The 17,592-nt window shown below is 51.5% G+C and carries 20 protein-coding genes; all 20 read left to right on the top strand.

Features of this window, described 5'->3' with window-relative positions:
• Positions 1–39: 39 nt before the first annotated feature.
• The 20 genes from EVJ22_RS04420 (at position 40) to codY (ending at position 17,572) form a co-directional block, all read left to right on the top strand.
• Positions 40–363 (top strand): putative DNA-binding protein, encoded by a 324-nt coding sequence (locus EVJ22_RS04420; protein WP_070327513.1) that lies wholly within the window; start codon positions 40–42, stop codon positions 361–363.
• Between the two features lie 11 nt (positions 364–374).
• The gene (ffh, locus tag EVJ22_RS04415; RefSeq protein ID WP_071399586.1) at positions 375–1,715 is read left to right on the top strand and encodes a signal recognition particle protein; all 1,341 of its coding nucleotides are present in this window, start codon (positions 375–377) and stop codon (positions 1,713–1,715) included.
• Positions 1,716–1,796: 81 nt separating this feature from the next.
• Entirely contained in the window at positions 1,797–2,072 is a 276-nt protein-coding gene (gene rpsP / locus EVJ22_RS04410) for a 30S ribosomal protein S16 (protein ID WP_021067098.1), read from the top strand.
• A 53-nt stretch (positions 2,073–2,125) separates the two neighbouring features.
• Positions 2,126–2,644 (top strand): ribosome maturation factor RimM, encoded by a 519-nt coding sequence (gene rimM / locus EVJ22_RS04405; RefSeq protein ID WP_071399587.1) that lies wholly within the window; start codon positions 2,126–2,128, stop codon positions 2,642–2,644.
• Entirely contained in the window at positions 2,634–3,353 is a 720-nt protein-coding gene (gene trmD / locus EVJ22_RS04400) for a tRNA (guanosine(37)-N1)-methyltransferase TrmD (protein WP_071399588.1), read from the top strand. The genes rimM and trmD overlap by 11 nt, the downstream gene beginning before the upstream one ends.
• A 110-nt stretch (positions 3,354–3,463) precedes the next feature.
• Complete coding sequence (gene rplS / locus EVJ22_RS04395) at positions 3,464–3,817, top strand: 50S ribosomal protein L19 (RefSeq protein ID WP_070327950.1); 354 nt, start codon at positions 3,464–3,466, stop codon at positions 3,815–3,817.
• An 80-nt stretch (positions 3,818–3,897) separates the two neighbouring features.
• Complete coding sequence (gene lepB / locus EVJ22_RS04390; RefSeq protein WP_016508241.1) at positions 3,898–4,440, top strand: signal peptidase I; 543 nt, start codon at positions 3,898–3,900, stop codon at positions 4,438–4,440.
• Positions 4,441–4,452: 12 nt separating this feature from the next.
• Complete coding sequence (ylqF, locus tag EVJ22_RS04385; RefSeq protein ID WP_071399589.1) at positions 4,453–5,313, top strand: ribosome biogenesis GTPase YlqF; 861 nt, start codon at positions 4,453–4,455, stop codon at positions 5,311–5,313.
• A 41-nt stretch (positions 5,314–5,354) separates the two neighbouring features.
• Complete coding sequence (locus tag EVJ22_RS04380) at positions 5,355–6,110, top strand: ribonuclease HII (protein WP_233589598.1); 756 nt, start codon at positions 5,355–5,357, stop codon at positions 6,108–6,110.
• A 13-nt stretch (positions 6,111–6,123) separates the two neighbouring features.
• Entirely contained in the window at positions 6,124–6,969 is an 846-nt protein-coding gene (locus EVJ22_RS04375) for a hypothetical protein (protein WP_071399590.1), read from the top strand.
• On the top strand, positions 6,969–7,235 hold the full coding sequence (locus EVJ22_RS04370) for an EscU/YscU/HrcU family type III secretion system export apparatus switch protein (RefSeq protein WP_016508266.1): 267 nt from the start codon (positions 6,969–6,971) through the stop codon (positions 7,233–7,235). Before EVJ22_RS04375 ends, EVJ22_RS04370 begins: the two co-directional genes overlap by 1 nt.
• A gap of 111 nt (positions 7,236–7,346) precedes the next feature.
• Entirely contained in the window at positions 7,347–8,507 is a 1,161-nt protein-coding gene (sucC, locus tag EVJ22_RS04365; protein WP_070327507.1) for an ADP-forming succinate--CoA ligase subunit beta, read from the top strand.
• Between the two features lie 12 nt (positions 8,508–8,519).
• A complete protein-coding gene (sucD, locus tag EVJ22_RS04360) occupies positions 8,520–9,437 on the top strand; it encodes a succinate--CoA ligase subunit alpha (RefSeq protein WP_070327506.1) in 918 nt (305 codons plus the stop codon).
• 54 nt (positions 9,438–9,491) lie between these two features.
• The gene (gene dprA / locus EVJ22_RS04355) at positions 9,492–10,286 is read left to right on the top strand and encodes a DNA-processing protein DprA (RefSeq protein ID WP_071399591.1); all 795 of its coding nucleotides are present in this window, start codon (positions 9,492–9,494) and stop codon (positions 10,284–10,286) included.
• Between the two features lie 65 nt (positions 10,287–10,351).
• Positions 10,352–12,448 (top strand): type I DNA topoisomerase, encoded by a 2,097-nt coding sequence (topA, locus tag EVJ22_RS04350; protein ID WP_131443355.1) that lies wholly within the window; start codon positions 10,352–10,354, stop codon positions 12,446–12,448.
• A 2-nt stretch (positions 12,449–12,450) separates the two neighbouring features.
• Complete coding sequence (gene trmFO / locus EVJ22_RS04345) at positions 12,451–13,758, top strand: FADH(2)-oxidizing methylenetetrahydrofolate--tRNA-(uracil(54)-C(5))-methyltransferase TrmFO (protein WP_370246363.1); 1,308 nt, start codon at positions 12,451–12,453, stop codon at positions 13,756–13,758.
• A 187-nt stretch (positions 13,759–13,945) separates the two neighbouring features.
• Complete coding sequence (locus tag EVJ22_RS04340; RefSeq protein WP_071399594.1) at positions 13,946–14,827, top strand: tyrosine-type recombinase/integrase; 882 nt, start codon at positions 13,946–13,948, stop codon at positions 14,825–14,827.
• 11 nt (positions 14,828–14,838) lie between these two features.
• Positions 14,839–15,387, top strand: a complete 549-nt coding sequence (gene hslV, locus EVJ22_RS04335) for an ATP-dependent protease subunit HslV (protein ID WP_071399595.1) — start codon at positions 14,839–14,841, stop codon at positions 15,385–15,387.
• Positions 15,384–16,754 carry an ATP-dependent protease ATPase subunit HslU gene (gene hslU / locus EVJ22_RS04330; RefSeq protein ID WP_071399596.1) on the top strand — a complete coding sequence of 457 codons (1,371 nt, stop codon included), beginning with the start codon at positions 15,384–15,386 and terminating at the stop codon, positions 16,752–16,754. The genes hslV and hslU overlap by 4 nt, the downstream gene beginning before the upstream one ends.
• A 38-nt stretch (positions 16,755–16,792) precedes the next feature.
• Entirely contained in the window at positions 16,793–17,572 is a 780-nt protein-coding gene (codY, locus tag EVJ22_RS04325; RefSeq protein ID WP_016508279.1) for a GTP-sensing pleiotropic transcriptional regulator CodY, read from the top strand.
• Positions 17,573–17,592 lie beyond the last annotated feature (20 nt).

The raw sequence follows: 17,592 nt of genomic DNA, 5'->3' as shown, positions 1-17,592 counted from the left end.
TTGTAAAGGGATTTCACTTAACATGTGGAGGTGAGAGGTATGTCGCTCGAAAAGACGAATCGAATGAACTACTTATTCGATTTTTATCAAGCGCTTCTCACGCCGAAACAGCGCAACTACATGTCTCTTTATTACCTAGATGACTACTCGCTCGGAGAGATTGCGGAAGAGTTTGAAGTCAGCCGTCAAGCGGTCTACGATAACATAAAGCGTACCGAAGCAATGCTTGAGCAGTATGAAGAAAAGCTGGAGCTGTTCGAGAAATTCGAGCAACGGCAACTGCTTCTCCAAACGCTCAGACGTCAAGTCGAGCAAATGCCCGACGTGACGGAGACGGTTTCGGCGCTTGAGAATTTAGAGTAGGGGGCTGAAGCATGGCATTTGAAGGATTATCAGAACGGTTGCAATCGACATTGGCGAAAATGCGGGGGAAAGGTAAGATTTCCGAAGCAGACGTCAAAGAGATGATGAGAGAAGTTCGTCTTGCGCTCCTTGAGGCCGACGTTAACTTCAAAGTGGTCAAACAGTTCGTCAACGACGTGAAAGAACGGTCAATCGGCCAAGACGTCATGAAATCGTTGACACCTGGCCAACAAGTCGTCAAAATCGTTCATGAAGAATTAACGACCTTAATGGGGAGTGACGTCGTCCCGATCACCTTTAGTTCAAAACCACCGACAGTCGTCATGATGGTCGGATTACAAGGTGCGGGTAAGACGACGACGACCGGAAAGCTCGCGAACTTGATTCGCAAAAAGCATAACCGGAGTCCGCTTCTCGTCGCTGCTGATATTTATCGGCCGGCGGCCATCAAACAGCTCGAGACTCTCGGCAAGCAACTCGATTTACCGGTGTTCTCACTTGGCGATCAAGTGACGCCGGAAGAAATCGTCACAAAAGCTCTCGAGCACGCCAAAGTTAATCATCACGATTTCGTGTTGATAGATACGGCTGGTCGTCTTCATATCGACGAGACGCTCATGGGCGAACTCGAAAATGTGAAAACGATCGCCAAACCGAATGAAATCTTCCTCGTCGTCGATGCGATGACGGGTCAAGATGCGGTCAACGTGGCCGATCGCTTTAATGATTTGCTCGGAATTACCGGCGTCGTGTTGACAAAACTCGACGGTGATACACGTGGTGGGGCAGCCCTTTCAATCAAGGCAGTCACGGGAGCGCCGATTAAGTTCGTCGGTCTCGGTGAAAAGTTGGATGCCCTCGAACCTTTCCATCCGGAGCGCATGGCGTCAAGGATTCTTGGAATGGGTGACGTGCTCACGCTCATCGAAAAAGCGGAGTCACAAATGGACCAAGATGCCGCGAAAGAGCTTGAAAGCAAAATTCGTGATGCATCGTTCACGTTCGATGATTTTATCGAGCAATTGGGTCAAGTGAAAAACATGGGCCCGATTGATGAATTACTCTCGATGTTACCTGGTGCAGGTAAGATGAAAGGGTTGAAAAACGTCCAAATCGACGAGAAACAACTCGATCATGTCGAGGCAATCATCCGGTCGATGACGAAGCATGAGCGCACGAATCCCGAAGTGCTCAACGCGAGTCGTCGCAAGCGGATCGCAAAAGGGAGCGGTCGCTCCATCCAGGAAGTGAACCGTCTCATCAAACAGTTCGATGACATGAAGAAGCTCATGAAGCAGATGTCAGGACAAATGAAAGGGAAGAAAAAAGGTCTCGGCCTTCCGTTCTTCTAAGAAAACTTTTGTCAGTCAGGCAAAAAAGCAGTATACTATTAAAGTTGTCAATTCTTAAACACATAATGGAGGTATATTACCATGGCAGTTAAAATTCGTCTCAAGCGCATGGGCGCAAATAAATCACCTTTTTACCGGATCGTTGTAGCAGATTCACGTTCACCACGTGATGGCCGTTTCATCGAACAACTCGGTCACTACAACCCGGTTGCAAAACCAGAAGCAGAAGTTCGCATCAACGAAGAACTCGCGCTCAAATGGTTGGCAGACGGCGCGAAGCCATCTGACACAGTCCGCAACTTGTTCTCTAAAGCAGGGATCATGGAGAAATTCCACAACGCGAAAAACGCTAAGTAATCCTGAGGCCGACCTTTTATGAGGTCGGCCTATTTTTTTGAGGAGGTTTTATGATGGATTGGTTAAACGTAGGCAAAATCGCCAACACGCACGGTTTAAAAGGAGAATTGAAGTTGCTCGCCGCGACTGATTTTCCAGAAGAACGTTTTAAAATTGGTGAGACGCTCTACCTTGACGTCGACGGGAAGAAGATGCCGCTCGAAGTGACGACGTATCGTCCGCACAAACAGTTCCATCTCGTCACGTTCAAAGGGCTAGACAACATTAATCTCGTCGAAAAGTACAAAGGGATGTCGCTCTACGTCCATGCCGGAAACGTCCACGAGCTTCCGGAGCATGAATTTTACTACCACGAGATCATCGGATGTGAGGCCGTCGTCGACGGAGAAGTGATCGGTGTCGTCGAGGACATCTTTGAGACCAATGGCGCGAACGATGTCTGGGTCATCAAGCGTCCCGGCAAGACGGATGCGCTCATCCCGTACATCGAATCGGTCGTCCAAGACATCGACGTCGAAGCGAAACGTGTCATCATCACGCCGATCCCTGGAATGATCGACGATGAAAATTGATGTCTTGACCTTGTTCCCGGAAATGTTCGCCCCGCTCGATCATTCGATCGTCGGGCGTGCCCGGACACTCGGCCAAGTCGAAGTGCAGTTCACGAACTTCCGTGACTTCTCGACGAACAAACATCATAAAGTCGATGATGCTCCGTACGGAGGCGGCGCCGGGATGCTACTCACGCCGCAGCCGCTATTTGATGCGTTCGATTCGCTCGCAAAGTCGAAGCCGCGCGTCATCGTGACGACGCCGACGGGGCGACCGTTCAATCAACGCGTCGCCGAAGAGTGGGCGAACGAAGAGCACTTGATCTTTTTATGCGGCCATTACGAAGGGTTTGACCAACGGATCCACGACGAACTCGCGACAGACGAAGTGTCGATTGGAGACTTCGTGATGACCGGTGGTGAACTCGCGGCGATGGTCATGATCGACGCGACGGTCCGCCTCATCCCGGAAGTGCTCGGCGATCAAGCGAGCCACGAGGATGACTCGTTCTCGACCGGACTGCTCGAGTATCCGCATTATACGAGACCGGCTGACTTCCGCGGCCTCAAAGTCCCGGACGTCCTGTTGTCGGGCAATCACGCCAAAATCGAGTCGTGGCGCCGTGAGCGTTCGCTCGAACGAACGTTCAGGCGTCGACCGGAACTGTTAGATCAAATTGATCTGTCACCGTCCGATAAAAACTTCATCGAATCGTTGCGCGATTCATAAAATTATGCTATGTTTGAGCATGTGGGTTAGCCCCACCGATTACCGATGTTCCGCTATTGGATGCCGAGGCAAACGAAGATATGAACATTGAAGAAAAAGGAGATCAATTCATGAACGCACAAAAACTGTTCCGTGAAATCACAGAAGAACAATTCAAATCGGACGTACCTGCTTTCCGTCCTGGTGACACAGTACGTGTCCACGTTAAAGTCGTAGAGGGAACGCGTGAGCGTATCCAGATCTTCGAAGGCGTAGTCATCAAGCGTAAAGGTGGCGGCATCAGCGAAACATTCACAGTCCGTAAGATTTCTTACGGCGTAGGTGTTGAGCGTGCATTCCCGCTTCACTCACCGCGTGTCGCGCAAATCGAAGTCGTTCGTTACGGTAAAGTCCGCCGTGCGAAACTTTACTACCTCCGCAACCTTCGCGGTAAAGCAGCACGTATTAAAGAAATCCGTCGTTAAGATGGGGAAAGCTTGTCGCTTGCGACAAGCTTCTTTTTTTCTAGTACAATAAGTTCAAACGGACAGAGGAGTGAGGCAATTTGAAAGAAGTGTTCAGTTGGCTTAAAGCAATCGTAGTGGCGCTCGTCATCGCGTTCGTGATCCGAACGTTCATCTTTGTACCTGTCATCGTCGAAGGTGAGTCGATGATGCCGACGCTCCAAAACGCCGATCGGATGATCGTCAGCAAAATCTCTAACTACGTCGGTGAACTCGACCGGGGCGATATTATCGTCTTTCATGCGACTGAATCAAAGGACTATATTAAACGCGTCATCGCCATTCCTGGCGATACGCTTGAATATCGGGACGATACGCTCTATTTGAACGGAGAAGCAGTCGAAGAACCGTATTTAGAGGATTTTCAAGCCCAAATGAACGGCTTTCCTCTAACCGAGAACTTTACGCTCGAACAAGTGACGGGTGAAGCGGTCGTGCCGGAAGGCTCATACTTCGTTATGGGAGATAACCGACAAAACTCGAAAGACAGCCGTGAAATCGGCTTTGTCTCGAAAGAAAGCGTCGTCGGCAAAACGAACTTTGTGTTCTGGCCGATGGGTGACTTCGGGACGGTAGAAGAATAAGGTGGTGTTTTTTTGGCAATTCAATGGTTCCCTGGCCACATGGCTAAGGCGCGAAGACAAGTAACAGAGAAGTTAAAACTGATTGACGTCGTCATCGAACTCGTCGATGCACGTGTTCCGCAATCGAGCCGAAATCCGATGGTCGATGAGATCACGGCGGGTAAACCACGGCTGATCGTGTTGAACAAGGCTGACATGGCCGATCAAGCTGTCACTGACGCCTGGATGCGCGCCCTGAAGCGTGACGACATCGAAGTCGTCGCCGTCGATGCGAAGCATAGCAAAGGCTTAAAGCAGCTCATGACGGGCGCGGAGAAGCTCATGCAAGACAAGCACGACCGCATGCGTGAGAAAGGCCGTAATCCTGGCCCAATCCGTGCCCTCATCATCGGCATCCCGAACGTCGGGAAGTCGACACTGATCAACCGGCTCGCCGGGCGCAATATCGCCATCACCGGCGACCGTCCTGGTGTGACGAAACGGCAACAATGGATCAAGATGAAAGGCGGCGAGATGGAACTGCTCGACACGCCTGGTATTCTGTGGCCGAAGTTCGAGGACCAGATGGTCGGATATCGCTTAGCTGCTACGGGTGCGATCAAGGACGATATTTTAAACCTTGATGACATCGCGATGTATGCAGCGCGTGAACTACGCAGTCGTTACCCGGAACAGTTGAAAGAGCGGTTTAAACTCGACGACTTGCCGGAAGACGCGGTCGAACTGCTCGAGTTGATCGGAAAAAAACGTGGCCTTCTCAGCGGCGGCTACGTCGATTTCGAAAAAGCGAGCGAACTATTATTGAATGAGCTTCGTCATGAGAAGATCGGACGTGTCTCGCTTGAGACGCCGGCAGATCATAATATGGCGTGAAGTCCTGTGAAAACAGGGCTTTTTTGGATAGGAGGCAGATCGTGACGATTCAAGAGATTAAACAACGGCTAAAAACCGTCCGATATGAAGAGTGGGACGATGTCCGGGCCGAACTGAAGGATGACCCGCGCACGGGCGTCCAGGCGCTCCTGCAGCAACGTCAGAGACGGTTTGACGCAGAGCGGGACGAGCGGGACGATTATACACGCCGCCTGCAGTATGAGGCCGAGCTGAAACAGCAAGGCTTCAAGTTGGTCGCTGGCATCGACGAGGTCGGGCGGGGGCCGCTCGCGGGTCCTGTCGTCGCGGCGGCCGTCGTCTTGCCGGACGATTTTTACAGCCCGGGACTGAATGATTCAAAGAAGATGACGAAAGCGGCACGGGAACGAGCATATGCAAGGATCCTCGACGAGGCATTCGTCGGGGTCGGAATCGTCGACGCAGAAGTGATCGATCAAATCAATATTTATGAAGCGACGAAGCTCGCGATGACCGAGGCGGTCCGACAGCTTGACGGGGCCGACGCGCTCTTGATTGACGCGATGACACTCGAACTCGATTTGCCGCAGACGTCGCTCATTAAAGGGGACGAGTTGAGCGTCTCGATCGCGGCGGCGAGCGTCGTCGCGAAAGTCGTCCGCGACAAGATGATGGAAGAGTTCGCCGCGACGTATCCGGGATACGGTTTCGAACGCAACGCCGGCTACGGGACGGAACTTCATTTGAACGCGTTGAACGAGCACGGCATCACACCGATTCATCGCAAGTCGTTCGCACCGATTAAACATATGATATGAAAGGGGGAGCCCGATGCGGATCGATCACCAAGGCGTCCTGCCGTTCAAAGTCACCGAACAGACGTCGCGTCAGCTGCTCGTCGGCAACACGGTCGTCGGCAGGGTGCTCCAGCTCTTGCCCGGGAACGAAGCGGTCATGCAACTGCCGCAAGGACTGTTCCGGGTCGGGGTGAACGCAGACGTTAAAGAGAACGTCACGTACAAGATGGTCGTCACCGAGCTCGAGCCGAAACTCGTCCTGAAAGTGATGCCGCCTACGGCGGAACCGGCCCAGGCCGGGAAGACACCGGTGACGTTACTCTTAGAACAACTCGGCCGCTTCTCAAAAGAGGCCATCCAGACACCGGAATCCGTCAAAGCGATGGGACGGCAACTGCTCGAGAGCGGAGCGGGAAGTGACGTCAAACAGCTCGTCGGGGAACTGTTCAAGGCGAAAGGCGACCCGAAGTTTGAACAGTTCGTGCGGGCCCAAGAGACGTTCAACGCGGTCCAGACGCCGCCGTTCGTCGTCCAAGCATTTCACATACCGCAATTAGGACCGTTCGAACAAGTCAGGTTCCGGCTTGAGGCCCCGAAAAGCGAGATGATCGACGCAGACCATGCCCGTATCGTCTTATTTCTAGAAACGCCTCGCTTCGGCGAGACGGGCATCGACCTGCTCGTTCAAAAGCGGCACGTCACCGTGAAAGTATTCAACGAACAACACGACTTGTCCCCGTTCATCAAAGCGTACGAGCCGCTGCTCGGCAGTGCGCTCAAAGCGAACGGCTATGAACTGTCCCGATTCTCGTTCGAAGTGAGACAAGAATCGCTCCCCGAGACGTTCGCCCCGTTAGGAAAGGTGGATTTTCATGTATGATGGACCGTAAAAAAGCAATCGCCTTGTCTTACGAACAATCGATGGAATCTCCGCGCGTCGTCGCGAAGGGCGGCGGCCTCGTCGCCGAACGGATGCTCGCCCTCGCACAAGAGAACGGTATCCCGATCCATGAAGACCCGGCGCTGTTGTCACTCCTGTCGGCGTTACAGATCGAAGAGCATATTCCGGACGACCTGTATCAAGTGATCGCCGAGCTTTTTGTGTTTCTCTATCAGATGGAACAAGGTAAAATCGAAAATGTCTAGGGGTAGATGTGAAAAAAAGATGAAAACTTAAAGCAAGAACGATAGACAGCGCTTTCAGTTTTTCGTTACAATAGATATGCCGATATTAAAGGGGACTAAGGGGGAAACTAAATGAATATCCATGAGTATCAGGCGAAAGAATTGCTTAGAACGTTTGGAGTGGCCGTACCTACGGGCTATCCGGCTTTCACGGTAGAAGAAGCAGTTGCCGCCGCCGCCAAGCTAGACGGTGAATTGAAAGTAGTCAAAGCACAGATCCACGCAGGTGGCCGCGGGAAAGCCGGCGGCGTCAAACTTGCCAGAACGGATGAAGAAGTAAAACAGTACGCGACAGAGATTCTCGGTAAGACGCTCGTCACGCACCAGACTGGACCTGAAGGAAAAGTCGTGCAGCGCCTCTATATCGAAGAAGGTTCTGCCATCGATCAAGAATTTTACTTAGGACTTGTGCTTGACCGTTCGATCGGCCGAATTGTCATCATGGGTTCATCTGAAGGCGGTATGGACATCGAAGAAGTCGCTGAACATACTCCTGAAAAGATTCATAAAGAAATCGTCGACCCGGTCGTCGGACTCCGTCCGTTCCAGGCGCGCCGTCTTGCTTTCAAGATGGAAGTGCCGACTAAACTCGTCAACAAGTTTAGCGACATGGTCATGAAGCTTTATAAAGTGTACGTCGAGACGGACTGCACGATTGCGGAGATCAACCCGCTCGTCACGACGAAAGACGGTAACGTCGTCGCGCTCGATGCGAAATTGAACTTTGACAGCAACGCGCTTTATCGTCATACCGACATCGTCGATCTTCGTGACACGACGGAAGAAGATCCGCGTGAAGTCGAGGCGTCGAAACACGACCTTAGCTATATCGCCCTTGACGGCAATATCGGCTGTCTCGTAAACGGTGCCGGCCTCGCCATGGCGACGATGGATATCATCAAGCACTACGGCGCCGAACCCGCTAACTTCCTCGATGTAGGCGGCGGTGCGACAAAAGAAAAAGTCACAGAAGCGTTCAAATTGATTTTGTCGGATGACCAAGTCAAAGGAATCTTCGTCAACATCTTCGGTGGCATCATGAAGTGTGACATCATCGCCGAAGGAATCGTCGCGGCGACAAAAGAAATCGGACTCGACTTGCCACTCGTCGTCCGCTTAGAAGGAACAAACGTGGATGCGGGAAGACGCATTCTCGATGAATCTGGACTTGCGATCACTTCTGCGACCTCGATGGATGATGGGGCAGAAAAAATCGCGGCACTCGTTCGATAAGGGGGAAACGACATGAGTATTTGGGTGAATCAAGATACAAAAGTGATCATTCAAGGGATCACGGGGAAACAAGGTATGTTCCACGGCGAACAGATGCTAGCGTATAACACGAAACTGGTCGGCGGGGTCACACCTGGTAAAGGTGGTACGACCGTACTCGACAACGTACCTGTGTTTAACACTGTCTCTGACGCGGTCGAGGCGACCGGTGCGAACGCATCGATCATCTACGTGCCACCAGCTTTCGCGGCCGACTCGATCATGGAAGCGGCTGATAGCGGCATCGAACTCATCATCTGTATCACGGAAGGGATTCCTGTCATCGACATGATCCAAGTTAGCCGCTATCTCGAAGACAAACCGGCCCGTTTGATCGGACCGAACTGCCCAGGGATCATCACGCCGGGTGAGGCGAAACTTGGCATCATGCCAGGCTACATCCACACGAAAGGCCATGTCGGCATCGTCTCACGTTCAGGGACGCTCACGTATGAAGCGGTCCATCAGTTGACGACGGCCGGAATCGGCCAATCGACTGCGGTCGGGATCGGTGGGGACCCGGTCAACGGGACGAACTTCATCGACACGCTCCAAGCGTTCAACGAAGATGAAGACACGCTTGCGGTCATCATGATCGGCGAGATCGGTGGGACGGCTGAAGAAGAAGCCGCTGAATGGGTCAAGGCGAACATGACGAAACCAGTCATCGGTTTCATCGGTGGTCAGACGGCTCCTGAAGGCAAACGGATGGGCCACGCTGGAGCGATCATTTCAGGCGGAAAAGGAACGGCCGCTGAAAAAATCAAGACGTTAAACGCAAACGGGATCGAAGTCGCCGAGACACCTGCTGTCATCGGTGAGACGCTCATCCGTGTGCTTAAAAATGAAGGTCTGTATGATGCTTGTGTCACGGGACAACCGACGACGTAAGACCAATCGGAATGAGGGGTGCGCGCATCCCTCATTTTTTTAAAGGAGATTGTGATGAATCAAACAATAGCTCGTTTTGCGGCAGAACGTTTGCCGGTCGAGTTCGTCCATCATTACTTATCAAATCCGGGTCTGACTGAACGTAATTCGTTCCATCCGAACGTTTGGAAAAAAGCGAATCGGGCGTTCCGTTCAACGGTCACGTATGACCGTTTTTTGACGTGGGAGGACGAATTGTTCCCACGAATGCTATTACATATCCCCAACCCTCCGTACTGTTTGTTTTATCAGGGCGATTTAGAGGTACTACAAGAACAAACGACCGCTTTGGTCGGGAGTCGTGAATTGAATCGGATCAGTCGACCGCTCGTTGAATATTTACACCCTTTAATAGAAGAAACTGTATCGATTTCAGGCGGCGCGCTCGGTATTGATGGACTCGTTCATGAGTTGGCAGTCAGGCGGAACCGACCGACGATTGCGGTCCTCGGTTCGGGCTTTTCGCACATGTATCCACATGTTCATCACCAACTGTTCGAACAGATTTCGAAACAAGGATTGCTCCTTAGTGAATATACTCCGGAAACACCTGTCAAAAAATTTCAGTTTTTAGAACGGAATCGAATCGTCAGTGGATTAGGCGACCGACTCGTCGTCGTCCAAGCGAGACGAAAGAGCGGGACGATGAATACGGTGAGTCACGCGCTCGAGCAAGGCAAGACGGTGTTTGCGGTGCCGGGAAGTCCGCTCGATCCGTTAGCGGAAGGACCGAATAAATTGATTGAAGAAGGAGCGATTCCTTTGACGAATCCCGATCAAATTTTAAATGGTGCGATGATTGCACGTTGACAAACGGTCGGTAACATGAATATTATGGTAGGGATTTAAATGACCTCCAAAAGGGGAGCAGATGTATGGCAAAATATTTGGTGATCGTCGAATCACCTGCGAAAGCAAAGACAATTAAACGTTATTTAGGATCAAACTACACGGTCAAAGCGTCCATGGGTCACGTCATCGATTTACCGAAAAGTCAACTCGGTGTCGACGTTGAACATGACTTTGAACCGAAGTACATCACGATCCGTGGAAAAGGCCCAGTGTTAAAAGAACTGAAGACGGCCGCTAAAAAAGCGACGAAAATTTTTCTCGCGGCTGACCCGGATCGCGAAGGGGAAGCAATCGCCTGGCACTTAGCCCGTGCCCTCGGCGTCGATGAGACGACAGAATGTCGTGTCGTCTTCAACGAGATCACAAAAGATGCGATTAAAGAATCGTTTAAACATCCACGCAAGATCAATCATGATCTCGTCGACGCCCAACAGGCGCGACGGATTCTCGACCGTCTTGTCGGATACGGGATGAGCCCGTTGTTATGGAAGAAAGTCAAAAAAGGTTTGTCAGCCGGTCGTGTTCAATCCGTCGCTGTCAAAATGATCATCGACCGCGAACGTGAAATCAACGCCTTTGACCCGGAAGAGTACTGGACGATTAAACTGATGCTCAACCATGAGGGTGAGACGTTTGAGACATCGTTCTACGGAAAAGACGGGAAAAAGATGGAGTTGAAGACGGAAGCGGATGCCGACGCCGTCCTCAAGACGATCGATGAGTCATTCAAAGTCATCGATGTCACGAAGAAAGAGCGGAAGCGTAACGCATCATTACCGTTCACGACAAGTTCACTCCAACAAGATGCGGCTCGGAAACTGAACTTCCGCGCCAAGAAGACGATGATGCTCGCCCAGCAGCTTTACGAAGGGATCGACCTTGGTAAGAAGGAAGGGACTGTCGGGTTGATCACATATATGCGTACCGACTCGACACGAATTTCTGACTTGGCGAAAGACGAAGCGAAATCGTATATCGAATCGACGTTTGGTCCAGAGTACGTCGCCTCTCAAAAGCAGAAAGAGAAAAAAGCGGCGAACGCACAGGATGCCCACGAGGCGATCCGGCCGACGTCGGCGTTGCGTGACCCGGCTTCGATGAAGGCGTACTTGTCACGGGATCAACTCCGATTGTATAAACTCATCTGGGAACGGTTGGTCGCGAGTCAAATGGCGCCAGCGATTCTTGATACGGTGAAAATCGACGTCGAATCGAACGGCATGATTTTCCGTGCCAACGGATCGACCGTCAAATTCCCAGGTTTCATGAAAGTGTATATCGAGTCAAAAGACGACGATATCGAAGACATGAACTTAGAGCGGGAAGGATTGCTTCCGCCGCTTGAAGTCGACGACCTCGTCGCATTCGAAACGGTCGAGCCGAAGCAACACTTCACACAGCCACCACCGCGTTACAGTGAAGCGAGACTCGTCCGAGCGATGGAAGAGCTCGGCATCGGTCGTCCGTCGACTTACGCGCCGACACTCGACACGATCCAAAAGCGCGGTTACGTCGTGCTTGAAGAGAAAAAATTCATTCCGACCGAGCTCGGAGAACTTGTCATCGAGATGATCGATGAGTACTTTAACGACTTCATCACGGTACAGTTCACAGCCGACATGGAGACGCTTCTTGATTCGATCGCCAATGAAGAAGTCGAGTGGACGGAAGTCGTTGCCCCGATTTACCGGTCATTCGAGAAACGTTTGAAACGGGCCGAATCCGAAATTGAGAAGATCGAAGTGAAAGACGAGCCAGCCGGTATCGATTGTGAGATCTGCGGTTCGCCGATGGTCATCAAGATGGGACGGTACGGCAAGTTCATGGCTTGTTCTGGATTCCCGAACTGTACGAACACGAAGCCGGTTCAAGTCGAAATCGGCGTCCCGTGCCCGAACTGTAAAGACGGACAAGTCGTCGAGCGCCGCAGTAAGAAAGGTCGCCTGTTCTATGGCTGCTCGAACTATCCAGACTGTGAGTTCGTCTCATGGGACAAACCGGTCGCGAAACCGTGTCCTGAATGCGGTAAGTTGATGGTTGAGAAAAAGATTAAAGATGGCGTCAAATATCAATGCACGAACTGTACCCATACCGAGGTACATCAGTTAGAGGAGGATTGACCTTGCAGCAACGTGTAACTGTGATCGGAGCGGGCCTCGCCGGCTCCGAGGCGGCTTGGCAACTCGCAAAACGCGGGATTCAAGTCGATTTGTATGAAATGAGACCAGTCCGACAGACGCCGGCGCACCATACGGATCAGTTTGCTGAACTGGTCTGCTCGAACTCGCTTCGGGCGAACGGACTTCAAAATGCGGTCGGTGTGTTAAAAGAAGAGATGCGCACACTCGACTCGCTCATCTTGAAAGCGGCCGATACGGCAAGCGTTCCGGCCGGTGGCGCCCTCGCCGTCGACCGTCACGACTTCGCCGGCTTCGTCACCGACACGCTCAAGAACCATCCGCTCGTGACGGTACACAATGAAGAGATTAAACAGATTCCGGACGGGGTCGTCATCATGGCGACGGGACCGCTCACATCTCCTGACTTGTCTGCTTCATTGAAAGCTTTCACCGGTGAAGACTATTTATACTTCTACGATGCGGCCGCTCCGATATTAGACGGAGAGACGATCGACCGAGACAAAGTCTACTTGAAGTCACGTTATGACAAAGGCGAGGCGGCTTATCTCAACTGTCCGATGACGGAAGAAGAGTTTAATCTGTTTTACGAAGAACTCGTCAAAGCCGAAGTCGTACCGCTCAAAGAGTTTGAGAAAGAGATTTACTTCGAAGGCTGCATGCCGTTTGAAGTGATTGCTCAACGCGGGAAGAAGACGCTCTTGTTCGGACCGATGAAACCGGTCGGACTCGAAGACCCGAAAACGGGTAAACGTCCGTTTGCGGTCGTCCAACTCCGCCAAGACAATTCGGCCGGAACGCTCTATAACTTGGTCGGGTTCCAAACCCACCTCAAGTGGGGCGAGCAAAAACGGATCATTCAATTGATCCCAGGTCTCGAGAATGCGGAGATCGTCCGTTACGGTGTCATGCACCGGAACACGTTCATCAATTCACCGAGCCTGTTGAAACCGACGTATCAGGCCCGTACTCGCGATACGCTATTTTTCGCCGGTCAGATGACCGGTGTTGAAGGCTACGTCGAGTCGGCCGCGTCAGGACTACTCGCCGGAATCAACGCGGCGAAGATGGTTGCCGGTGAAGATCTCGTCGTCCTCCCGCGCGAGACGATGCTCGGTTCGATGGCGCATTACATCACGACGACAGACGGGAAGCACTTCCAGCCGATGAATGCAAACTTCGGTCTCGTGCCGTCGCTCGAAGATGCGCCGAAGAAGATGAAAAAGCAAGAACGTTATGAGCGCTATGCGAATCGTGCCCTTGAGACGATTCAGCAATATAAAGAGATTTAAGGGAAAGGAGCCAATTTTTGGTTCCTTTTTTTATGAATTTAAATTTCAATTGTGTAATTTGTGCAATACTTTGAAAATTTTCAGATTATTGAAGGGGTTTCTATTGTCACCTCTGATTCTGTATGCTATGCTAATTTCGATTTGACGGGAACATGCGTTTTTAAGCTGAAAGCAAGGGGGCGAGAGGATGGGATTCGCTGAGGATCAACAATCATTTTTACGCTATTGCCAAATCGAACGAAGGCTGTCGCCTCATACGAAACGCTCTTACGAACAAACACTCGAACAGTACGCCGCTTATTGCCAATCGACACATCAAGAGCCATATGATGTGCAGTCGGCGCGGCGTTATTTATATGTCCTTTACGAGAATGAAGCGGCGACGACGACCGTTTCCCAAAAAATCTCTTGCCTTAAACAGTTCGGGAAATTTGTGGCTCGAGAAACCGGGAGTGAACCGTTGTTTCATGACTTGACGTCGCCGAAACGTCGCAAGTCGCTGCCGACGTTTGCCGTACCGAGCGAGGTCGAACACCTGCTCATGACGGCAAACGGCCAAGACGACCCGTTCCTGCGGGCACGTGATGTCGCGCTTGTCGAAGTGTTGTACGGGACCGGGATGCGTGTCGCCGAACTTTGTGGCATGGACATATCGTCATATGATGCGGCGCTCTCATTCGTTCATGTCATCGGGAAAGGCAAGAAAGAACGTTACATCCCGCTCGGGCAATTTGCCGTCGAAGCGTTGGAGCATTACCTTGAATTAAGGCAAAACTGCGCCGCGGCACACGAAACGGCATTATTCGTTAGTCAAAAAGGGAATCGAGTGACAACAGACCAAATTCGTTACGTGATGAAGCGACTCCGGAAACTCGGCGGACTTCAAAAACCGTTAACACCGCATTCGTTACGTCATAGTTTTGCGACCGACCTGCTCGAACGCGGGGCCGATTTACGTGCCGTCCAAGAGTTGCTCGGACATGAGTCACTATCGACGACCGGTCGTTACACACACGTATCGACTGAACGCCTGCGAGCGGTCTATCAAGCCACACATCCGAGAAAGTAGGGGGTCATTCTATGTTTCATGCAACAACTATTTTCGCAGTCCGGCACGACGGAAAATGTGCGATGAGCGGAGATGGGCAAGTCACGTTTGGCAACGCCGTCATCATGAAAAACAAGGCTAAAAAAGTGAGACGGTTATACGGCGGGAAAGTCGTGGCCGGTTTTGCCGGTAGCGTGGCCGATGCGTTCACGTTATTTGAAAAGTTTGAGTCAAAACTCGAGATGTATAATGGGAACTTACCGCGAGCGGCTGTCGAACTCGCCAAAGAGTGGCGCGGCGACAAGATGCTTCGTCAGCTCGAAGCGCTTCTCATCGTCATGGACGCGGAACATCTCTTACTCGTGTCCGGGAGCGGCGAAGTGATCGAACCGGACGATGGCATCCTTGCGATCGGTTCAGGTGGGAATTATGCGCTAGCAGCGGGACGCGCTCTCGTACGTCACTCACCGGAGAAAACAGCCGAACAGATTGCTCGCGCGGCCCTAGAGATTGCTGGTGAATTATGCGTCTATACGAACGACCAAGTTATCGTAGAAACGATCGGAGGCGATATAGAATGAAACGTGAATTGACACCACGTCAAATCGTAGCTGAGCTAGACCGGTTCGTCATCGGGCAAAAAGATGCCAAACGTGCGGTCGCGATTGCACTGCGCAACCGTTACCGTCGTCAGAAGCTAAGCGCTGACTTACGCGACGAAGTCACACCGAAGAACATTTTAATGATTGGTCCGACCGGTGTCGGGAAGACGGAGATCGCGAGACGTCTTGCCAAGCTCGTCGGTGCCCCGTTCGTGAAAGTCGAAGCGACAAAATTCACTGAAGTCGGATACGTCGGACGGGACGTCGAATCGATGGTCCGAGACCTTGTTGAAGACTCGGTGCGCCTCGTGAAGGAAGAAAAGAAAGAAGACGTGAAGGAACCAGCGGAAGCCGCTGCAACCGAACGTATTCTCGATGCACTGCAAGGTAAGGCTAAAGTTGAGCCGACAGCCGCAAACCCGTTCGAAGCGCTGTTTGGCGGTCAAGGGCAGAAGACGCAAGAGCCGACGGACGATCAATCGACTGATCGGTCTCAATTACGTAAGTTGCTTGAACTCGGTGAACTTGAAGAGCGATTGATCGAAGTCAACCTTGAAGAGAAACAGACAGTTGATTTGTTTCAAGGACAAGGGATGGAAGGCTTATCGAATCTTCAAGACATGCTCGGCCAAATCGTCCCGAAAAAGCGGAAGAAGCGGAAGATCCCGGTTCGAGAGGCTCGACCGCTCATCGTTGCCGAAGAGGCGGAAAGTTTGCTCGACATGAATGAAGTACATGACGAGGCGGTACGGCGTAGCGAACAGATGGGCATCATCTTCGTCGATGAGATCGATAAAATCGCGACGAAGTCACAAGACCATGCTGGCGTCTCTCGTGAAGGTGTGCAGCGAGACATCTTGCCGATTGTCGAGGGCTCGACCGTCGTCACAAAATATGGTCCCGTCAAAACGGATCACGTTTTATTCATCGCGGCAGGTGCTTTCCATATGGCGAAGCCGTCAGATCTGATTCCTGAACTGCAAGGTCGTTTCCCGATCCGTGTCGAGTTGAGTAGCTTGACCGAGGAAGATTTCGTCAAAATTCTGACGGAACCTTCACAAGCGCTCATCAAACAGTACAAGGCCCTTCTCGAGTCAGAGGAGATCAGCGTCGAATTTACCCACTCGGCCATCGAAGAGATTGCGAAGATCGCAACGCACGTTAACCGAGAAACCGATGATATCGGAGCACGCCGTCTCTATACGATCATGGAGCGCGTGCTCGAGGACTTATCGTTTGAGGCGGCCGACATGCCACAAACACACGTCGAGATCACACCAGCGTATGTGAAAGAAAAAGTCGGCTCGATCGCGGAAGATCGAGACCTTAGTCAATTTATTTTATAAGAATTCTGTATGCACATACAGGGAGGAAAATTAGAATTATGAACTTACTAGATAAAACACGTCAATTGAACACGATGCTTCAGCAAGAGGCGAGCGCGCACGTCGACTTTAAAGAGATGGCAGATAAGATGCGTGAAGTACTCGAAGCGAACACGTTCATCGTGAGCCGTCGCGGTCGCTTGCTCGGTTTCGCCATTAAACAACAGATTGAGAACGAGCGGATGAAAGCGTTCCTAGTCGATCGTCAGTTCCCTGAACCGTACGCATCGAACTTGTTCAACGTGAAAGAGACGACGGAAAATATCGGCATCGATAGCGAGTATACGGCGTTCCCGGTCGAGAACCGTGAGCTGTTCCTTGATTCAATGACGACGATCGTCCCGATCATCGGTGGCGGAGAACGACTCGGGACACTCGTTCTCGGCAGACTGAATAACGAGTTCACTGAAGACGACCTCGTCCTTGCAGAATATAGCGCGACAGTCGTCGGAATGGAGATCCTCCGTGAGAAAGCAGCGGAAGCAGAGGCGTCGGCGCGCAAGAAAGCCGTTGTCCAAATGGCAATCAACTCGCTGTCTTATTCAGAGCTTGAAGCGATCGAACATATATTTGAAGAACTTGGGGGTAATGAAGGCCTGTTAGTTGCTTCCAAAATTGCCGATAGAGTGGGAATTACTCGCTCTGTCATCGTTAACGCATTGCGCAAGCTTGAAAGCGCTGGCGTCATCGAATCACGTTCGCTCGGAATGAAAGGAACGTATATCAAGATATTAAATGATAACTTCTTGTTTGAATTGCAGAAGTTGAAATCAAATTAAAATCGAGCGGATATTCGCTC

The sequence above is a fragment of the Exiguobacterium sp. SH0S7 genome (assembly GCF_004337195.1).
Taxonomy (GTDB): Bacteria; Bacillota; Bacilli; order Exiguobacteriales; family Exiguobacteriaceae; genus Exiguobacterium; species Exiguobacterium aurantiacum_A.
This window is presented reverse-complemented; position numbering and strand designations above follow the sequence as displayed.

Bases quoted from the DNA above. Each gene is read 5' to 3' on its own strand.
- sucC (WP_070327507.1), top strand. From the start codon at position 7,347: ATGAATATCCATGAGTATCAGGCGAAAGAATTGCTTAGAACGTTTGGA.
- sucD (WP_070327506.1), top strand. From the start codon at position 8,520: ATGAGTATTTGGGTGAATCAAGATACAAAAGTGATCATTCAAGGGATC.
- EVJ22_RS04340 (WP_071399594.1), top strand. From the start codon at position 13,946: ATGGGATTCGCTGAGGATCAACAATCATTTTTACGCTATTGCCAAATC.
- hslV (WP_071399595.1), top strand. From the start codon at position 14,839: ATGTTTCATGCAACAACTATTTTCGCAGTCCGGCACGACGGAAAATGT.
- trmD (WP_071399588.1), top strand. From the start codon at position 2,634: ATGAAAATTGATGTCTTGACCTTGTTCCCGGAAATGTTCGCCCCGCTC.
- EVJ22_RS04420 (WP_070327513.1), top strand. From the start codon at position 40: ATGTCGCTCGAAAAGACGAATCGAATGAACTACTTATTCGATTTTTAT.
- EVJ22_RS04375 (WP_071399590.1), top strand. From the start codon at position 6,124: ATGCGGATCGATCACCAAGGCGTCCTGCCGTTCAAAGTCACCGAACAG.
- rplS (WP_070327950.1), top strand. From the start codon at position 3,464: ATGAACGCACAAAAACTGTTCCGTGAAATCACAGAAGAACAATTCAAA.
- dprA (WP_071399591.1), top strand. From the start codon at position 9,492: ATGAATCAAACAATAGCTCGTTTTGCGGCAGAACGTTTGCCGGTCGAG.
- rpsP (WP_021067098.1), top strand. From the start codon at position 1,797: ATGGCAGTTAAAATTCGTCTCAAGCGCATGGGCGCAAATAAATCACCT.
- codY (WP_016508279.1), top strand. From the start codon at position 16,793: ATGAACTTACTAGATAAAACACGTCAATTGAACACGATGCTTCAGCAA.
- rimM (WP_071399587.1), top strand. From the start codon at position 2,126: ATGGATTGGTTAAACGTAGGCAAAATCGCCAACACGCACGGTTTAAAA.
- ffh (WP_071399586.1), top strand. From the start codon at position 375: ATGGCATTTGAAGGATTATCAGAACGGTTGCAATCGACATTGGCGAAA.
- EVJ22_RS04370 (WP_016508266.1), top strand. From the start codon at position 6,969: ATGGACCGTAAAAAAGCAATCGCCTTGTCTTACGAACAATCGATGGAA.
- topA (WP_131443355.1), top strand. From the start codon at position 10,352: ATGGCAAAATATTTGGTGATCGTCGAATCACCTGCGAAAGCAAAGACA.
- hslU (WP_071399596.1), top strand. From the start codon at position 15,384: ATGAAACGTGAATTGACACCACGTCAAATCGTAGCTGAGCTAGACCGG.